The organism is Paenibacillus sp. HGH0039 (assembly GCF_000411255.1).
Classification (GTDB): Bacteria; Bacillota; Bacilli; order Paenibacillales; family NBRC-103111; genus Paenibacillus_F.
Window position 1 is genome coordinate 849,286 of the sequence record NZ_KE150412.1, and the last position, 16,923, is coordinate 866,208.

Consider the following 16,923-nt stretch of genomic DNA (forward strand, 5'->3'; position numbering starts at 1 on the left):
CGGCCTCCCCTGCCTGATTTATTTAATGAGTTCATTCGTATCGAGAATCAATGCGACCTGACCGTCACCGAGAATGGTCGCTCCCGAAATCGCGAACAGCTTTGTAAAGTATTTACCCAATGTTTTCAGGACGATCTCCTGTTGACCGATAAACTCCTCCACCATAAGCGCCGCCATTTTCTCGCCTTTGCGCACAACCACAACTTCGGTTTCAGTCTCGTCGGCTTCGCTGTAATCGGGAATATCGAGTACGGAGCTGAGCGAAACGAGCGGAATCATGCTGCCTCTGAAATCGATCATCCGGTTTCCTTGCACGGAACGGATTTGCGCCTGCTGGATAAGGGCCGTCTCCACAATCGAAGAAAGCGGGATCGCATATTTCTCGCTGCCGATCTTGACCAGCATGGCCGAGATGATCGAGAGCGTAAGCGGAAGTTTAATCGAGAAGATCGAACCGCTGCCCGGATTGGATTCGACATGAATATGTCCCCCGAGCGAGTGGATTTTCGTTTTAACAACGTCCAAGCCTACACCGCGGCCGGAAATGTCCGAGATTACGTCCGCGGTACTGAAACCGGATGCGAATAGCAGCTGATCGATATCGGAATTGCTCATTTTGTCCGCCATCTCAGGCGCGACAATCCCTTTCTTCACTGCGGTCGCAAGCACTTTCTCCCGGTTAATGCCGTTACCGTTGTCTTCGATCTCGATAAAGACGTTGTTGCCGCTGTGATAAGCGCGGAGATGAACGGTTCCGCTCTCGCTTTTGCCCTTCGCCACACGCTGGGTCACGGTTTCGAGTCCGTGGTCTACCGCGTTGCGAAGCAGATGCACGAGCGGATCGCCGATTTCGTCGATTACCGTGCGATCCAGCTCGGTTTCTGCGCCGGTTATGACGAGATCGACTTTTTTGTCCAGCGATTTGGCGATATCCCGAATCATCCGCGGGAACCGGTTAAAGACCGTATCGACCGGCACCATCCGCAGCTTGAGAACGATATTCTGCAAATCGCTGCTGACCCGGGCCATATGCTCGACCGTCTCCGTCAGCTCATTGCGCTTGATTTCGCTTGCCAGCTGCTCCAGGCGGACCCGGTCGATGAGCAGTTCGCTGAAGAGATTCATCAGGGAATCCAGACGTTCGATATCTACCCGAATGGTACGGGTTCCCACAGGCCCGCCGCCTGCAGCCGCTGCCGGTTTGGCAGCTCCGCCGGTTTCCTTGGCCGGCGCCGCTTTGGCTGCCGGAGCGGGTGCCGCAGCCGCTGCAGCCTGGGCTTCACCCGCCCTGACCTCCGCCTGGGCTGCGCCGCTTCCCGTCATCTCGTCCAGCGTTTCGCGATCGAGTACGATGATCTGTACATGCTCGATTTCGGAAACATTCGAAATTTCTTTCTCCAGATCGGCTTTCCCGACGTTAGCTATGTAATACACGGAGAAGGTACGGTCAAATTTCTCCTGTTCGATCTCCTGAACGGAAGGCGTGGCTTTGATGACTTCCCCGGAACGCTCCAAAATTTCGAACACCATATAAGCACGGGCCGCTTTCAGTACGCAATCTTCCCGGACGGTAACCTCGACATAAAACACCTGCATGTTGGCATCAATCGATTGCTGGAGAACCGAGAGCTGGAATTGGTCCAGGGCAATAACGCTTTCTTCCTTGCCTTCCGCTCCGGCGCCCCCGGCGGATGGAGCGGATTTGAGATAATCCCCGCTTACAATGGATTTCAATGCGGTGACAATAGCCGTAACATCGGCCTTGCCCGTTCCGCCCTGAACGATATCCTCGACCATCGAATCGAGAGCGTCCAGACTCTGGAAAAGACTGTCGAAAATGAAGGGGTCCATTTTCAGTTTCAAGTTGCGGACCAGGTCCAGAACATTTTCCATTTCGTGAGTCAACGAAGCGAGATCTTCGAATCCCATCGTCGCGGACATGCCTTTAAGTGTGTGTGCCGAGCGGAAAATATTATGAACGATATCTATGTTGTCGGGACTGTTTTCCAGGCTGAGCATGTTGTCATTAAGAGCCTGCAGATGTTCTTTCGACTCGTCGATGAACATCGATAAATATTGGTTCAACTCCACAGAACTGCACCTCCGTCAATTTAACGAGTACTTTCTTTAGCGGCTGCCGTTTTTATCCGTCACCCGTTCGACAAGCTTCGGAGCGATATCCCCCAAAGGAAGGACAAACATGGCGGCTCCGTTCTCCACCGCGACTCGCGGCATGCCGTATACGACGCATGTCTCTTCGGATTCGGCAATCGTGGTCGCCGCTCCGTCCTTTCGGAGTTCTCCGATCGTTCTCGCTCCGTCACTGCCCATCCCTGTCATAATAACGGCGTGCCGGGTCAGCTCTTTTAAGGGAAGCAGGGATTGGAAAAGCTTGTCTACGGAAGGACGGTGTCCGGATACCGGCTCGCTTTTGCTCAAAGAAATCCGGTATTTCTTGTCGTCGGCCCTGACGACGGTCATGTGCAGTCCGCCGGGAGCGACATATGCCGTACCGGGTTCGAGCACCTGGGCTTCCTCCGCTTCCACGACCCGAACGGCACATTGGTCGTTAAGGCGCTGAGACAGCGACTTGGTGAAATTCGGAGGCATATGCTGGACGATAAGAACAGGGGCCGGAAAATCCGCCGGCAGGCCGCTCAGTACCTTCTGCAGCGCTCTGGGTCCCCCGGTCGATGTGCCGATCGCCACGAGATCCCGAAAACCTTTGGAACTGCCAGTGCCGACACCGCTCGCGGGTTTCCCCGTTTCTTGCGTCGCCGCAGCAGTTCTCTTGGGAATCTCCGCTGCCGACGGCCTCACGAACGGAGCGGACGGCTGAACGAAGCGTTCGGGCCGTTTCGCCGGTTCTATCCGAGGCTGCGGCTGCATGCGTGTTTTGACCGCAATCCTCAGCTTCTCATGCAAAAGCTGCTTGACCTTGAATAAATCCAGCGAAATCGAACCGGACGGCTTCCGGATAAAATCGATCGCGCCGAGTTCAAGGGCCCGGATCGTTTCAACCGCTCCCGACATAGTCAGCGAACTAAGCATAATAACGGGAGTCGGAGTGGCGGCCATAATGCGTTCCAGCGCTTCCAGCCCGTTCATTTCAGGCATTTCAATATCCATCGTAACCGCGTGCGGTTTCAGCTCTTGTGTCTTGACTACGGCTTCCGCACCGTTCTTTGCGACGGCTACAACACGGAAATTGGGGTCTTCTTCGATCAGATCCGTAATGATCTTCCTCATGAACACCGAATCGTCGACTACCAGAATACGGTACGGCTCCATAGGGTCCCTCCTGAATTGGCTCTAGATGTGAATAAATTAGCGGCCGATCAGCCGGCTGAGGAAACCTTTAAATCCGCCGGTTGAATCTGCTTTGGGCTGCTGGCCCAGAAATTGATCGACAAGGACATTCATACTTTTGGCGGCAGGAGAATTCGGATAAGCAATCGTAAAAGGAGTCTGCTCCTTAACGGCCCGGGATACATGCTGATCGTCTTCCACGAATCCGAGTGTCTGGAGTTCGACGGACAGAAAGCGGCGGGCCACCATAGCGATCTTCTCGGCCGTTTCCTTTGCCTCCCGGCTGTGAGCGGCCCGGTTGACCACGAGCTTGAAGGCCACATCGGGATCTTCGTTGCGAACCATTTTAATGAGGGCATACGCATCCGTGATGGACGTGGGCTCCGGCGTCGTAACCACGAGCGTTTCCTGGGCAGCGGCTATGAACCGCTGGGTTTCTTTGGAAAGCCCGGCTCCCGTATCGAACAGGATAAAATCGGCCATTCCGCCAAGCTCCTGAATCTGGTCGGTAAAAGAATCCGCTTCGGAGTCCGACAGCCTCACCAGATCGTAAAGCCCCGATCCCCCTGCGATAAACTGCAGGCCTTTAGGTCCAGTCTGAACGAGCTCCCCGATCGTTTTTTCTCCTTTAATTAAATGAAGGAGGTTGGCTTTGGAGGAAATCCCCATGAGCACGTCAATGTTGGCAAACCCGATGTCGGCATCGAAAATGAGTGTCTTGTATCCCCGGGCCTGCAGGCAGAGAGCAAAATTCAAGGTGAAATTCGATTTGCCTACCCCGCCCTTGCCGCTTGTGACGGTAATAATCCGCGTCTTTCGCTCCGGTTGTCCGGTTAGCGCGGATCCCGGGGACGGCGTATCCTTCTCATGCCTCAGGCGGATCAGTTTACGCAGTTCCTGGGCCTGGTCACTCATACGAGTAACCCTCCAGCACCGCATCGACAATCCGGTTCTCGTCCGCTACCATGATGTCGTCGGGTACGTTCTGTCCGTCCGTCACGTAGGAAAGTCGGATCGGGAATTCATCCAGCAAATTCAGCATGGCGCCGTAAGAATACGTTTCATCCATTTTGGTAAAAAGGACTTTATCTACTTTAAACTTGGAAAAGTTAGCGGTAATGGCTTTCATGTCGCTGTACTTCGACGTAAGGCTCAGCACCAGAACCGTTTCGCTCGGCCCTTGGTGCCTTATCAGCGTATTGAGTTCGGATACGTACATCTCGTTGCGGAAATTGCGTCCGGCCGTATCCATGAAGATCACGTCGGCCTCTCTCAAATTGTGCAGAGCCCTCGTCAGATCGGCCGGGGAAAACACCACTTCCACCGGAACGTCCAAAATATTCGCATACGTGCGAAGCTGCTCGATCGCGGCAATCCGGTAGGTGTCGGAAGTGATCAGTCCGACTTTGCGGCGCTGCTTCAACACCTGATCGGCGGCCAGCTTTGCGATCGTCGTCGTCTTGCCGACACCGGTCGGTCCGACGATATGAACGATCTTGGAGTCCGCCGAGATCGGCTTGCCCTGCGGCGGCGGGAACAGCGCAAGCATCCGCTTGCGGACCGCTTCCGCCGCCTGCCGCGCTTCCGCCTCGTCAGCCGAGGCGGCAAGATCTCTTCTGGCGCTTTCGATCAGCTGCCGGACCAAGTCCGGCTGTACTTCCTGCGCCAGCAGATGCTCCTCCAGCCGCCCCCATACGGGCGGCAGCTGGGGCTGTGCGGATGGCCGGGCAAGGCCGGCCATCATGGTCTTGAGATGCTGGAGTTCAGCCAGCATCAGGTCCTCGCGGGCCGCGCTCTGCGCAGCGGCCGCTTCTGCCGCCGCCTCCGCGCGGGAGGAGGCCAGCGCGGCGCGCAGCGCCTCGGCCTGTTCGTCGGCGAAGCCGCCGCTCTGCGGCGCTGCGGCAGCCGGCTCGGCCGGCGCTTCCGCCTTCGGCGGAACGAGCGGCCCCGCTTGGGCCGGCAGGCTCTGCCGCTGCTCGGCGGCGGCCGGCCTTGCCTGCGCGTAAGCGGCTGCGGCAGCCGCCGGAGGGCGCTGCGGAATGACGGGCAGCGCTTCCTCTGCGGCCGGGCTGCCGCTCGGACGGTCGAGGACCGCGGGAGATGGCTGCGAGGACCGCTGGCCCGGTACCTCATGTTGGTCCGAGCCTGCTCCCCTCACTGCGCTTGACGACTGCCCATCGGCAGAAACCGCGGAAGTTTCCGAACCGGTCTTAACGTGCAAGGTCTCTTCTTTTTTGAGAAGGCTTGTCTCCCTTGCAGTCAACTCCTCGGCGGCGCCGGTTCCGTAAGTCGGAACCGCTTCATTCTGCAAGGCGGATTGCCTGAGCAGAAGTTCCGCAAATTCTCTCTGCCTCAGCTCCTGCTCTTTATTGGTACGGGGCTGATCGGCCGACTTCTCCGCTTCTTCCTGCCGCGCTTTGGCAACAGCGGTTACCGCTGCGGCGGCGGCCGCTTTAGAGGACGGACGGGCCTGAGCGCCGCCTTCAAGAGCGTTTTTACCGGAACCGGCTTGACCTTCCTCGAGAGCTGCAATCACTTCGATGCGTTTTTTTCCGAAGAGTCCCAAAAACCCGCCGGTCTTCACTTCTTTCGTGCTTAAAATAACGGCATCCTTACCGAGATCGGTTCGGATTTTATGAAGAGCGTCCGGCATTGAATCGACAATGTAACGTTTCACTCTCACAAGTTGACAACTCCCATGCTTTGAATTTCTACACTCGGTTCAAGCTCGCTGTAAGACAAAACCGGAATGTCCTGCATGGTACGTTCCAAAAGCTGGCGCAAATACATACGGATCGTGGGTGAAGCCAGGATAACCGGCTGGTGGCCGGACTGGACCATTTTACTCACCTGTTCACCCAGCTTGTGATAAATGACCTGCGAGGAAGACGGGTCGATAGCCAGATAAGATCCCTGATCCGTCTGCTGAACGGAATCCGCGATTTTTTTCTCCAGCCCCGGTCCTACGGTAATGACGCGGAGCGAATCCTGCGGAGACGAGTACTGCAGCGTGATCTGCCTCGAAAGAGACTGCCGCACATACTCCGTCAAAATATCCGGGTCCTTGGAGTAAGGTCCGTAATCCGCCAGCGTTTCCAGGATCGTAACCAGATCGCGTACGGAAATTTTTTCCCGGAGCAGTTTCACAAGCACTTTCTGCACGTCGCCGATGGACAGGACATTCGGTATCAGATCGTCCACGAGAGCCGGGTACGCTTCTCTGACGTTGTCGATAAGCGTCTTGGTTTCTTGACGTCCCAGAAGCTCGTGGGCGTGCTTCTTGATGATTTCCGTGAGATGCGTAGCGACTACGGAAGGCGGATCCACCACGGTGTATCCGGACAATTCCGCCCGCTCTTTGGTCATCTCATCGATCCACAGGGCCGGCAGTCCGAACGCAGGTTCGGTCGTCTCGATTCCCGTGACGGATTCGTCTTCGAATCCCGGGCTCATGGCCAAGTAGTGGTTAAGCAGCAATTCGCCGCCCGCAACCGTATTGCCTTTAATTTTGATGATATACTCGTTAGGCCGAAGCTGAATATTATCCCGGATCCGGATAACCGGAACCACGATACCGAGTTCCAGCGCACATTGTCTGCGGATCAGAATAATCCGGTCGAGCAAATCTCCGCCCTGCTGGGCATCGGCCAGCGGAATGAGCCCGTAACCGAATTCGAATTCGATCGGATCCACCTGCAGCAGGCTGATCACGCTTTCCGGACTCCGTACTTCTTCAATCTGCTGTTCTTCCACCATCTGTTCTTCCTCAACCTGTTTCCGGTTCAAGTTCTGCTGCATCTTCCGTGCCGCGAAAACGAGTAGAACCGCAATAGGAATGGTCGTATACCAATGGATCGGCGTGAAAATTCCCAGAAAGGCAATCGTTCCCGCCACGATGTACAGCAGCTTCGGATAAGCGGTCAACTGACCGACGATATCGTTGCTGAACGTTCCTTCCGAAGAAGCGCGCGTAACGATAATACCGGAAGCGGTTGAAATGAGCAGGGCCGGGATCTGACTGACCAGCCCGTCGCCGATGGTAAGAATCGAATACGTATGTCCGGCTTCTCCGAACGACATGCCTTTCATCGAAATCCCGATGATCAGTCCGCCGACCAGGTTGATCAGCAAGATGATAATTCCGGCAATCGCGTCTCCTTTGACGAATTTACTCGCTCCGTCCATGGCTCCGTAGAAGTCGGCTTCGCGTTCTACTTTTCTGCGGCGCTCGCGCGCCTGCTGCTCATTGATCATGCCGGCGTTCAAATCGGCGTCGATACTCATCTGCTTGCCGGGCATCGCATCCAGGGTAAAGCGAGCCGCTACTTCGGCTACGCGCTCCGAACCTTTCGTGATGACGATAAACTGCACGATAACCAGAATAAGAAACACGATAAATCCGACTACGATATTACCCGCCGCCACGAAGTTACCGAACGTCTCGACCACGGCTCCCGCTTCGGCATGAGCCAGAATATTTCTAGCCGTCGAAACGTTAAGAGCCAAGCGGAACAAGGTCGTCACAAGCAGCAGGGCCGGGAAAATGGAAAACTGCAGAGCTTCCTGCGTGTTCATCCCGACCAGAATAATCATCAGCGAGATCGTAATGTTAATGATGAGCAAAAAATCGAGGAGGGCGGTTGGAATCGGCACCACCATCATCAAAATAATCCCGATTACCCCGATCAGTACAACTAAATCTTTTGGTTTCATGTACGGCCCCCCTTTCTATGCGTTCTTCACTTTGCCCTTAATTTTGTATACATAAGCCAGCACTTCGGCTACGGCCTGGAACAGATCGCCCGGAATCGACTCTTCGAGATCGACCTGAGCGTAAAGCGCCCGTGCAAGCGGCTTGTTTTCCATAATCATAATGCCGTGTTCCTTCGCAATTTCACGTATTTTCAAAGCCACGTGATCCGTCCCTTTCGCAACCACCTTAGGGGCCTGCATATTGGCCGAATCATACCGGATGGCCACCGCGAAATGCGTCGGGTTTGTAATAATGACATCCGCCGTTGGAATCTCCTGCATCATCCTCTGCATGGCCATCCGGCGTTGTTTTTCGCGAATCTTCCCTTTAATAAGGGGATCGCCTTCCATTTTCTTATATTCGTCTTTGATGTCCTGCTTGGACATCCGTATGCTTTTCTCGAATTCATACTTCTGGTACAGGTAATCGAACAAGGCAAGCACGACCAGAATTAAAGCGATTTTCATGCCCAACATCAGCGTCAGCGACCATATATAATGAAGCGATTTTTCCAGCGGTACATGACTAAGGCTGAGAAGCTGCGTTTTTTCGTCCCACAGCGTCATATAAACAACGATTCCGATCACGCTCATTTTCAGCATGGACTTCAAAAAGTCAACGGCCGAACGCATCGAAAATATTTTTTTGAACCCCTCGATGGGATTCAGTTTGCTCAATTTCATTTTGAGCGGATCGCCTGTAAAAAGTATTCCGATCTGAAGGTAGTTTCCCGCCAGTGCAATGACCATCGTCAAGATCATGATGGGAGCCAGCATAACCAGAAAATGAATTAACAGCCGGTAAAATAACATCCGCACATTCGCCATGGTCACATCCATCAACAAATCGTGCCTCAGCGTACCCGAGAACAGATCCATCAGACGTTCCTTCATAAATCCGCCGATCATGTAAAACGATAAAAATGAAAAAAACAGGATAAAAGCAGCAGGCAGCTCCATACTTTTCGCCACTTGGCCTTTTTTACGGGCGTCCTGCCTCTTTTTCGGTGTCGCCGGTTCCGTCTTCTCTTGCGAGAACAACTGCAGGTCCAGCTTCAAACGGAGCGGTTCCATACGTATCCTTTCCTTTCCCGTACAGGTGCTACGGTGTTTCAAGCGCTTTGCCGGCCACTAGGTTAAGCAGCTTTTGCATCGCTTCGAACATCCGGTCGAACAATTGGTGAAATAAACCGATCAACTCGGGCATTAACAGGGCGATCAGGAAAAATCCGATGATGATCTTCAGCGGCACCCCGACTACGAAAATGTTGAATTGGGGAGCGACACGCGTCAGTAAACCCAAACCGAGGTCCGTCAAAAACATCGCTGCGACAACGGGAGCCGCCAACTGCATCGACAGTGAGAAAACACTCGAGAAGGTTTTCACCAGAAATTCGGTAATCTGTCCCCCGTAGAGCTGGGCAAACAAATTGTTGGACAGCGGAATCCATTCATAGCTGTTCATAATACCCTGCAGCATAAAATGGTGACCGTTGAAGCTTAGCAGCAGCAGCATGGCAAGCATGTACTTCAAATTGCCCATCAAGGGTACGGTAGTTCCCGACATCGGATCGATCACATTGGCCATCCCGAGTCCGATCTGCATATCGATAAAGGAACCCGCGATTTGTACGGCCGTAAAAAATAGATAGGCGATAAAACCGAGCAGTAGGCCGACGATTATTTCCCGGATGACCAGTAGTACATACTGCGCGTCCATCGGAACCAGCTGGGACGTCCCTTGAGCCGCCGTCACGATCAGAGTCAGAAATAAAGCGAGTCCGATTTTGAACATACTGGGCACATTTCGGGACGAAAACAGCGGTACGACGACAAGGAACGAGGTCATTCGACAAAAAATCAGCATAGCGTTGGGTAAAAGTTGAACCAAAAGCTCCATGGCCGCCTACCCGATATATTGATGAAGATTGTTGAATAAATTGAATGTAAAGTCGACCAGCGTGTTCAAAATCCAGGGTCCGAAAATTAAGACTGACAGCAGAACCGCCACGATTTTCGGCACGAATGCAAGCGTCTGCTCCTGAATTTGAGTCGTAGCCTGAAAGATACTGATGATAAGACCGACCGCCAGGGCGATCACCAGCATCGGAGCGCTGGCTTTCAGAACCGTATAGACCGCTTCGCCGGCCAGCTTAATGATAAATTGCGAACTCATGTTAGGCGACCTCCAGCTTCCGCGTTCATGTACTGTAACTGAGGAGCAGCGATTTAACGACCAGATACCAACCGTCCACCAGAATAAACAGCAGGATTTTGAACGGCAGCGATATCATAACGGGCGGCAGCATCATCATCCCCATAGCCATTAGCGTACTGGCGATAACCATATCGATAACCAGGAAAGGGATAAAAATCATGAAACCCATTTGAAACGCCGTTTTCAGCTCGCTGATGGCATAAGCCGGAACGAGGGCTGTCAGCGGTGTATCCTCGACTCCTTTGGGAGCCTCCGCTTTCGTGTAATCCAGGAAAAGCTTTAAATCTTTAGGCCGGGTATGATTCCACATGAACTGCTTGATGGGAACGGACGCTTTTTGAAGAGCCTGCGTCTGATTCAATTCCCCTTTCATGTAGGGCTGAACGGCCGTATCGTTGATCTGCCCAAGGGTCGGGGCCATGATAAACAGGGTGAGAAACAGGGCCAGTCCGATCAATACCTGGTTGGGCGGCATCTGCTGCGTCCCTAGAGACGTACGCACGAACCCCAGCACAATGACGATTCTCGTAAAGCTGGTCATCAGAATCAGAAACGAGGGCGCCAGACTCAGAACCGTTAACAGCAAAATGACGCTGATCGTGCTTGAGGCTCCGGAAGCTCCGCTTCCCGAATCTACGTTGAAGCTAATGCCGGGAATCGGATTTTGCGGGTCCGGGGCGGCATAAGCCGTATTCCCTGCCCATCCCATGAACACAAGTAAAGCAAGCAGAATAATAAGAGTTCCTTTATTTTTGCTCATTTGACTTCAACCGATCTTGTTCGTTTTCTTCCTGCAGCCATTCTTCCACGCTTTTGTTGCGCTGGGCGACATTCTGCAGTTTGTCCTGAAAGACCTGGTGAAAATTCGGCGAAAGCTCTTCTTCTTCCACCACGTTGTTTTCACCCGGCTTCTTGCGTATTTTTTCAAGCCATTTGCCGACTGTAATAAATTCCGTTGCCGCCCGGGTCTGTGCCGTGATCTGCTCTTTCAGCCTCGCCGCCTCGCCCGCATCGGCTATTTTCTCGAGAAGCTGGATGTTATCTCCAACTCCGACGATGTACAGCGAATCACCGATTTCGACGACTTGGATCGACTTGTTTTGGCCGAGCGGCACCCCACCCAGCGACTGCATGGCACGTCCGAAGCGGAATCCGCTTTTTTTCGACAACATCTTCATAATGCCGTAAAAAAGACCGATGATAAGAAGGAGAAAGAAAATCACCTTTCCGATCATCACGATCGAATCGATACTCCCCGTCTCTCCCGTTCCCGAACCGGGCCCAGTGTTGTCGCCCAGCTCAGGTGCCCCAAAACAAACGGAAGTCCAGAACGGCAGCTGAACGATCAGTCCTGCCGTTGCCAGAAGCAGCTTTCCTGCCTGTTTCTTCAAGCTTCACATTCCTTTCCTTATTAAAAGCTTACGCTTAGCCCATTGTTTTCTTGATGGCTTCGATAACACGGTCCGCTTGGAAAGGTTTCACGATAAAGTCTTTGGCGCCGGCTTGGATCGCATCGATGACCATCGCCTGCTGTCCCATCGCCGAGCACATGATAACCTTGGCATTAGGATCAATCTTTTTGATCTCTTTCAGTGCATTGATTCCATCCATCTCCGGCATGGTGATATCCATCGTTACGAGGTCGGGACGCAGCTCTTTGAATTTCTCTACGGCTTGTACGCCGTCGTTGCCTTCGCCGACAACCTCATACCCGTTCTTCGTCAAAATATCGCGAATCATCATTCTCATAAATGCTGCATCGTCTACGATCAAAATTCTGTTCCCCATGATAAAATAGTCCTCCCAAAAGATAGTTATTGTATTTTTTGAATGCGATCCCACTGACTGACGATATCGGTGACGCGAACGCCGAAGTTCTCATCAATTACGACAACTTCTCCCTTGGCGATCAGTTTGTTGTTAACCAGAATATCTACCGGTTCACCGGCCAATTTATCCAGCTCGATGATCGAGCCTTGCGAAAGCTCCAGGATATCCTTGATCACTTTCTGCGTTCTTCCCAGCTCGACCGTTACTTTCAAAGGGATATCAAGCAGCAGATTCAGGTTCGTGTCGTCTGTCTGGTTGTATCCTCCCTGCTGAAGATTGGAGAACTGTACCGGTTGTACGTTTACATTCCTGTTCATTCCTCCGTAATTTCCTCCCTGTGGTGCATGATTCATCGGCTGCTGCGCGTATGACTGTTGTGCAGGCGGTTGATTCATAGGCATCGGGTTGCCCCCCATCGAAGGATTCGTGTACGGCGCTTCTGCCGGGTTGGTATAAGGCGGTTCCGGAACCGGCTGCTGATAAGCTTGAGCGTTCGTGTCCGCTTGCACCTGGTTGGTGACAGCGGGCGGAACTTCTTCGCTGACTGCGGCTGCCGTTTCTTCGTAAACCTCTTCGGAACCCCCGCCCATCAGGATGTGTACCATTTCTTTGGAGAAATCGACGGGAAGAAGCTGCATGATGGTCGAATCGATAAGGTCCCCGATTGTCAGTCTAAAGGATATCTTTATAAATACGTCTTCGTTCGGCAGTTTTCCTTCTCCATTCGACAGATTCAAAATATCTATTCCCGGAGGAGAGATATTCACGAACCGGTTGAATATCGTAGACATCGAAGTCGCGGACGAACCCATCATCTGATTCATGGCTTCCTGAACGGCGCTGACGTGAATTTCGGACAGCTCGTCGCCCTCCACATGACCGTCTCCACCCATCATCAGATCGGCAATGACTTGAGCGTCGCGAGTCTTGATCACGAGCAGATTGATGCCGTCAAAGCCGTCTACATAGTTGACGTGAACGGCAACGTGCGGTTTGGGAAACTCGTTAACCAGCTGTACGCGCGGAATGCACGATACTTTAGGTGTCGTGATGTCCACTTTCTTGCCGAGCAGAGTGGATAATGCGGTCGCTGCGCTTCCGAACGTGATGTTGCCGATCTCCCCCAGTGCATCCTGCTCCAGCGAGGATAAGTAATCATCGATATTCGAAGAATGAGAAGAAGATGGATTATCGTCGGAACGCTCATCTACCGCCTGCTTCAACAGCGCGTCTATTTCCTCCTGCGACAAATAATCTTTACTCGTCATGTTCTTCTGCTCCTTCGTTTACAATTTCGCCGATTTGAACGGCCATTTTGCTCTTGGTTGTACCTGCGCTGCCTGTAAATTTAAGCTTCTCGCCGACTTTGATATGCAGAGGCTCGTTTACCGGCTTGTTGAGTGTAATGACATCCCCGGACTGCAGATTCAGAAACTCGTGAATTGTGATTTGCGATTCTCCCAGTTCCGCGATAATGGGAAGCTTGGCCTGCGTCAGCCTGTCCTGCAAAATCTCGACTTCCTCGGGAGCCCGGCTTTTCTTCTGGGACACAAACCAGTGGTGCACCGACAGACGGGGCATAATCGGCTCGATAACGACATGCGGGATACAAAGGTTGATCATCCCGGTCGTGTCGCCGATTTTGGTGCTTAACGAAATCAGGGCAATGGTTTCATTGGGAGAAACGATCTGCATAAATTGCGGATTCGTTTCCAGAGCTTCGAGCCGTGGAGACAGATCAATGATCGTTTTCCATGCTTCCTGGAGGCTCTCAAACGCCCTGCTGAAAATCCGCTCCATGACGATGGTCTCGATCTCGGTCAAAGCCGCGATTTTCTGCGGAGACACGCCGACACCGCCCAGAAGCCTGTCCAGCATCGCGTACGCCACGTTCGGATGGACTTCCAAAACCATTCTTCCCTCTAATGGCTCTGCTTCAAAAATGTTCAAGATCGTCATTTTGGGAATCGAGCGGATAAACTCATCGTAAGGAAGCTGTTCGACCTGAACGACATTGATCTGGACAAACGTTCTTAGCTGTGCCGAGAAATAAGTCGTCAAGTACCGGGCAAAGTTCTCATGAATCCGCGTTAAGCTCCGGATATGATCTTTGGAAAAGCGTACGGCCCGTTTGAAATCATACAATCGAACTTTTCGCTGCGTATCTTCTTTCTTGAGTTCTTCTGCGTCCATTTCACCGGAAGAGAGAGCTGCCAGAAGAGCGTCGATTTCATTCTGTGACATAACATCAACCATAAGAGTCACCCCCTTTGTGCGTATCCGATCTATGTAAAAGGCTACTCAAGTACAATGTCGGTAATATTTATGCGCCTTATTTTTCCTTCATTAAGAAGCGGATTAAGCTTGCTGATCAGCGTGTTGGTCAAGTTATCCTGCCCTTTGCTGCCTGAAATCTGATCGGAATTCATGTCAGAAAGAGTCCGGATGATTGTTCCTTTGATGCGGGAATCAATCAGATTTTCGAAATCCGTTTTTGCCTTTTTGTTTTCCAGCTCAAAAGCCAGACTGATTTTAACGAAGCTGCCCTGACTGGCCAGGTTTGTCGTAATATCTTTCATAATGACGGTGTTTTCTTTGATCTCTGCCGAAGTCTGCGCCTTTTCCTCACCGGCCGATTCCGATTTATTGTCCATAACCGTCCATAACACAAATGCAGCCGTCAGAACTAATGTGATGGCGACAAGAATGGAAACCAACATCAGAAAAAATCGATTTTTAAGCACTACAAGCCCTCCGTATTCGCCGACTTGATCGTTGCTTGAACCGCACCGATCCGTTTCAAAAATTGTTCCACCATCTCTGTGACCACTGCCTCTTGTTCAAGGACCATAATTTTTTTTCCGTTAATCAATGTAATCACGGTGTCCGGTGTTTCTTCCATCATTTCAATCATAAGCGCGTTGATCACTAACGGCTTGCCGTTCATTCGGGTCAAACGTACCATGGTTCCCTCCATAGGTTCCAGGAGGGGGACCAGGCCCCCTTACCTTTTACCTTTGCCTGTTATTAGCGTTTCAGGTTAACGATCTCTTGCAAAATTTCATCCGACGTGGTGATAATCCGGGAGTTCGCCTGGAAACCACGCTGGGAAACGATCATTTCGGAAAACTCCTCGGTCAGATCCACGTTGGACATTTCAAGCTGACCGGCGATGATGGAGCCAGTGCCTGTTGCTTCATTAGCCGGCGTCCATTCAGTCAAATCAGTAATAGGTTCCATAGCGGCATTCGGAGAATATTCATAAAGGTTGCCGCCGGCTTTCGTTAAGCCACCAGGATTAGCGAACTTTACGACTGCAATGTTATAATCGGAAACCTCAGGAACTCCGTTAATTACCTGTACAATTTTTCCGTCCTGGGAAATAGAAAACTTAGTAGCTGCCGCGTCCAATTGGATGGGCTCTCCGGCAGTGGATAACAGATACAATCCATCCGGATTCACGATGAAATTATCCGCATCTACCGTAAAGTTCCCTGCACGAGTATAGTAGGTCGGGACATCACCCATTGCAGCCGATCCAACCGCGAAGAATCCGTTCCCGTCAATACGCAGATCAGTTGGAACATTCGTAGTCATCGCGCTGCCGCCTGTATGAATGGTGTCTATAGCCGCAGTTCCCACGCCCAGACCAACCTGCTTGGCGTTGACACCGCCCTGCGTGCCTGCGCCGTCCGGTGCCGTTACCCCTGCTACCGTCTGGCTCAGAATGTCCTGGAACATGACGCGGCCTTTTTTGAAACCTACCGTGTTCACGTTGGAAATGTTATTGCCGATTACATCGAGCTTTGTCTGAAAACCGCGCATGCCCGAAATACCGGAGTACATGGATCTTAACATTTGTCGTTCCTCCTCTTATGTTGCCCGCCTGGGTGGGCATCTTCCTTTAAAGCCGCTTCTATCGGTCCGCAGCTATCAGGGCCTCCTGCCTAGGTCCGGCCCGCTTTGTTGGGTAATGTTCCTATGAAATGATGACAGCACTGTCTATTTGCGTAAAAACCTGATCCTGCAGCTTGGCTCCGTCCAGAGCCGTGATCACCGTCCGGTTCGGGACGTTCACGATAAGGGCCGTTCCACCCAGCACCATCAATGTATCTTTGGCACCCTTGGCGGCCGCTTTGTCAATGGCGTTTTCAAGCTTAGCCAACTGCTCGTTGTCGATCTGAATCCCCCGTTGTTTCAATCGGGTTTCCGCATGATGACTGAACTTGACCAGTTCGCTTTGCAGAAGCTGATCGAATTCGGACCGTCCGGCAGCCGGTCGGGCTCCACCGTTTCGCTGAAGGGGTGCCGGAGGAGTGGGATATAGTCTTCCTACCGTTATACGTTCGGTCATGGCGCAGGAACCGCCGGCTTCTGATTCTCAATTTTGAGGACTTCCTCCAGCTTGACTTCTTTCCCGTCTACCGTTGCATACTGCACACCGTCCCGGACGATTATGGATTCGACGACTCCATTCTTCATCACCGTTTCCCCGCTGTCCGTTTTGCCCATCCAGCTGATATCCTTCCCGATCAGACTCGAAGTGAATCCGAGCGAAGACCGGAGCAATTTCATCTCGGAAGCCATGTTTGACAGCTGTTCGACCGAAGTGAATTGGGCCATTTGCGCCACAAACTCTTTATCCTGCATAGGCTGCATAGGATCCTGATTTTGAAGCTGGGTGATCAGAATTTTAAGAAAGTCATCCTTGCCGAGAATCGAACCGTCCTTCTTCTCCTTGGCTTTCGAAGCTGCGCTTGCCGTGTTCGTCGTAGAGCCCGTTTTGGTCAAATCTCCCCAAAGTTCTGCCATTG

Annotated in this window: 18 protein-coding genes; all 18 read right to left on the bottom strand. The window is 52.4% G+C overall.

What is annotated here, in order from left to right:
* Positions 1-18 precede the first annotated feature (18 nt).
* The 18 genes from HMPREF1207_RS03520 to HMPREF1207_RS03605 all read right to left on the bottom strand — a co-directional run bounded on the left by HMPREF1207_RS03520 (position 19) and on the right by HMPREF1207_RS03605 (position 16,921).
* Positions 19-2,091, bottom strand: coding sequence for a chemotaxis protein CheA (locus HMPREF1207_RS03520; RefSeq protein ID WP_009676762.1), 2,073 nt, complete (start codon positions 2,089-2,091; stop codon positions 19-21).
* Between the two features lie 36 nt (positions 2,092-2,127).
* Positions 2,128-3,291, bottom strand: coding sequence for a protein-glutamate methylesterase/protein-glutamine glutaminase (locus HMPREF1207_RS03525; protein WP_009676778.1), 1,164 nt, complete (start codon positions 3,289-3,291; stop codon positions 2,128-2,130).
* A gap of 36 nt (positions 3,292-3,327) precedes the next feature.
* Positions 3,328-4,224, bottom strand: coding sequence for a MinD/ParA family protein (locus HMPREF1207_RS03530; protein ID WP_009676768.1), 897 nt, complete (start codon positions 4,222-4,224; stop codon positions 3,328-3,330).
* Entirely contained in the window at positions 4,217-5,992 is a 1,776-nt protein-coding gene (gene flhF / locus HMPREF1207_RS03535; protein ID WP_009676753.1) for a flagellar biosynthesis protein FlhF, read from the bottom strand. The genes HMPREF1207_RS03530 and flhF overlap by 8 nt, the downstream gene beginning before the upstream one ends.
* Positions 5,989-8,022 carry a flagellar biosynthesis protein FlhA gene (flhA, locus tag HMPREF1207_RS03540; RefSeq protein WP_009676772.1) on the bottom strand — a complete coding sequence of 678 codons (2,034 nt, stop codon included), beginning with the start codon at positions 8,020-8,022 and terminating at the stop codon, positions 5,989-5,991. Before flhA ends, flhF begins: the two co-directional genes overlap by 4 nt.
* A 15-nt stretch (positions 8,023-8,037) precedes the next feature.
* Complete coding sequence (gene flhB, locus HMPREF1207_RS03545) at positions 8,038-9,135, bottom strand: flagellar biosynthesis protein FlhB (RefSeq protein WP_009676760.1); 1,098 nt, start codon at positions 9,133-9,135, stop codon at positions 8,038-8,040.
* 28 nt (positions 9,136-9,163) lie between these two features.
* Complete coding sequence (fliR, locus tag HMPREF1207_RS03550) at positions 9,164-9,961, bottom strand: flagellar biosynthetic protein FliR (RefSeq protein WP_009676752.1); 798 nt, start codon at positions 9,959-9,961, stop codon at positions 9,164-9,166.
* A 6-nt stretch (positions 9,962-9,967) separates the two neighbouring features.
* Positions 9,968-10,237 carry a flagellar biosynthesis protein FliQ gene (gene fliQ, locus HMPREF1207_RS03555; protein WP_009676755.1) on the bottom strand — a complete coding sequence of 90 codons (270 nt, stop codon included), beginning with the start codon at positions 10,235-10,237 and terminating at the stop codon, positions 9,968-9,970.
* A 25-nt stretch (positions 10,238-10,262) separates the two neighbouring features.
* Positions 10,263-11,039: a flagellar type III secretion system pore protein FliP gene (gene fliP / locus HMPREF1207_RS03560; protein WP_009676758.1), complete on the bottom strand. Its 777-nt coding sequence runs from the start codon at positions 11,037-11,039 to the stop codon at positions 10,263-10,265.
* Positions 11,026-11,670: a flagellar biosynthetic protein FliO gene (gene fliO / locus HMPREF1207_RS03565; RefSeq protein ID WP_009676761.1), complete on the bottom strand. Its 645-nt coding sequence runs from the start codon at positions 11,668-11,670 to the stop codon at positions 11,026-11,028. Before fliO ends, fliP begins: the two co-directional genes overlap by 14 nt.
* Positions 11,671-11,704: 34 nt before the next feature.
* Positions 11,705-12,067, bottom strand: a complete 363-nt coding sequence (locus tag HMPREF1207_RS03570) for a response regulator (RefSeq protein ID WP_009676759.1) — start codon at positions 12,065-12,067, stop codon at positions 11,705-11,707.
* 26 nt (positions 12,068-12,093) lie between these two features.
* On the bottom strand, positions 12,094-13,377 hold the full coding sequence (gene fliY / locus HMPREF1207_RS03575) for a flagellar motor switch phosphatase FliY (protein WP_009676782.1): 1,284 nt from the start codon (positions 13,375-13,377) through the stop codon (positions 12,094-12,096).
* Entirely contained in the window at positions 13,367-14,365 is a 999-nt protein-coding gene (gene fliM / locus HMPREF1207_RS03580) for a flagellar motor switch protein FliM (RefSeq protein WP_009676786.1), read from the bottom strand. Before fliM ends, fliY begins: the two co-directional genes overlap by 11 nt.
* A gap of 41 nt (positions 14,366-14,406) precedes the next feature.
* The gene (locus HMPREF1207_RS03585; protein WP_009676757.1) at positions 14,407-14,853 is read right to left on the bottom strand and encodes a flagellar basal body-associated FliL family protein; all 447 of its coding nucleotides are present in this window, start codon (positions 14,851-14,853) and stop codon (positions 14,407-14,409) included.
* Positions 14,853-15,074, bottom strand: coding sequence for a flagellar FlbD family protein (locus tag HMPREF1207_RS03590; protein WP_009676773.1), 222 nt, complete (start codon positions 15,072-15,074; stop codon positions 14,853-14,855). Before HMPREF1207_RS03590 ends, HMPREF1207_RS03585 begins: the two co-directional genes overlap by 1 nt.
* A 62-nt stretch (positions 15,075-15,136) precedes the next feature.
* On the bottom strand, positions 15,137-15,967 hold the full coding sequence (gene flgG, locus HMPREF1207_RS03595) for a flagellar basal body rod protein FlgG (protein ID WP_009676750.1): 831 nt from the start codon (positions 15,965-15,967) through the stop codon (positions 15,137-15,139).
* 121 nt (positions 15,968-16,088) lie between these two features.
* Positions 16,089-16,463, bottom strand: a complete 375-nt coding sequence (locus tag HMPREF1207_RS03600) for a TIGR02530 family flagellar biosynthesis protein (protein WP_009676749.1) — start codon at positions 16,461-16,463, stop codon at positions 16,089-16,091.
* The gene (locus HMPREF1207_RS03605) at positions 16,460-16,921 is read right to left on the bottom strand and encodes a flagellar hook capping FlgD N-terminal domain-containing protein (protein WP_009676787.1); all 462 of its coding nucleotides are present in this window, start codon (positions 16,919-16,921) and stop codon (positions 16,460-16,462) included. The genes HMPREF1207_RS03600 and HMPREF1207_RS03605 overlap by 4 nt, the downstream gene beginning before the upstream one ends.
* Between the last annotated feature and the right edge of the window lie 2 nt (positions 16,922-16,923).

Coding starts and splice junctions, on each gene's coding strand:
- HMPREF1207_RS03525 (WP_009676778.1), bottom strand. CDS start 3,291: ATGGAGCCGTACCGTATTCTGGTAGTCGACGATTCGGTGTTCATGAGG.
- HMPREF1207_RS03530 (WP_009676768.1), bottom strand. CDS start 4,224: ATGAGTGACCAGGCCCAGGAACTGCGTAAACTGATCCGCCTGAGGCAT.
- flhA (WP_009676772.1), bottom strand. CDS start 8,022: ATGAAACCAAAAGATTTAGTTGTACTGATCGGGGTAATCGGGATTATT.
- flhB (WP_009676760.1), bottom strand. CDS start 9,135: ATGGAACCGCTCCGTTTGAAGCTGGACCTGCAGTTGTTCTCGCAAGAG.
- fliR (WP_009676752.1), bottom strand. CDS start 9,961: ATGGAGCTTTTGGTTCAACTTTTACCCAACGCTATGCTGATTTTTTGT.
- fliQ (WP_009676755.1), bottom strand. CDS start 10,237: ATGAGTTCGCAATTTATCATTAAGCTGGCCGGCGAAGCGGTCTATACG.
- fliP (WP_009676758.1), bottom strand. CDS start 11,039: ATGAGCAAAAATAAAGGAACTCTTATTATTCTGCTTGCTTTACTTGTG.
- HMPREF1207_RS03570 (WP_009676759.1), bottom strand. CDS start 12,067: ATGGGGAACAGAATTTTGATCGTAGACGATGCAGCATTTATGAGAATG.
- fliY (WP_009676782.1), bottom strand. CDS start 13,377: ATGACGAGTAAAGATTATTTGTCGCAGGAGGAAATAGACGCGCTGTTG.
- fliM (WP_009676786.1), bottom strand. CDS start 14,365: ATGGTTGATGTTATGTCACAGAATGAAATCGACGCTCTTCTGGCAGCT.
- HMPREF1207_RS03590 (WP_009676773.1), bottom strand. CDS start 15,074: ATGGTACGTTTGACCCGAATGAACGGCAAGCCGTTAGTGATCAACGCG.
- flgG (WP_009676750.1), bottom strand. CDS start 15,967: ATGTTAAGATCCATGTACTCCGGTATTTCGGGCATGCGCGGTTTTCAG.
- HMPREF1207_RS03600 (WP_009676749.1), bottom strand. CDS start 16,463: ATGACCGAACGTATAACGGTAGGAAGACTATATCCCACTCCTCCGGCA.
- HMPREF1207_RS03605 (WP_009676787.1), bottom strand. CDS start 16,921: ATGGCAGAACTTTGGGGAGATTTGACCAAAACGGGCTCTACGACGAAC.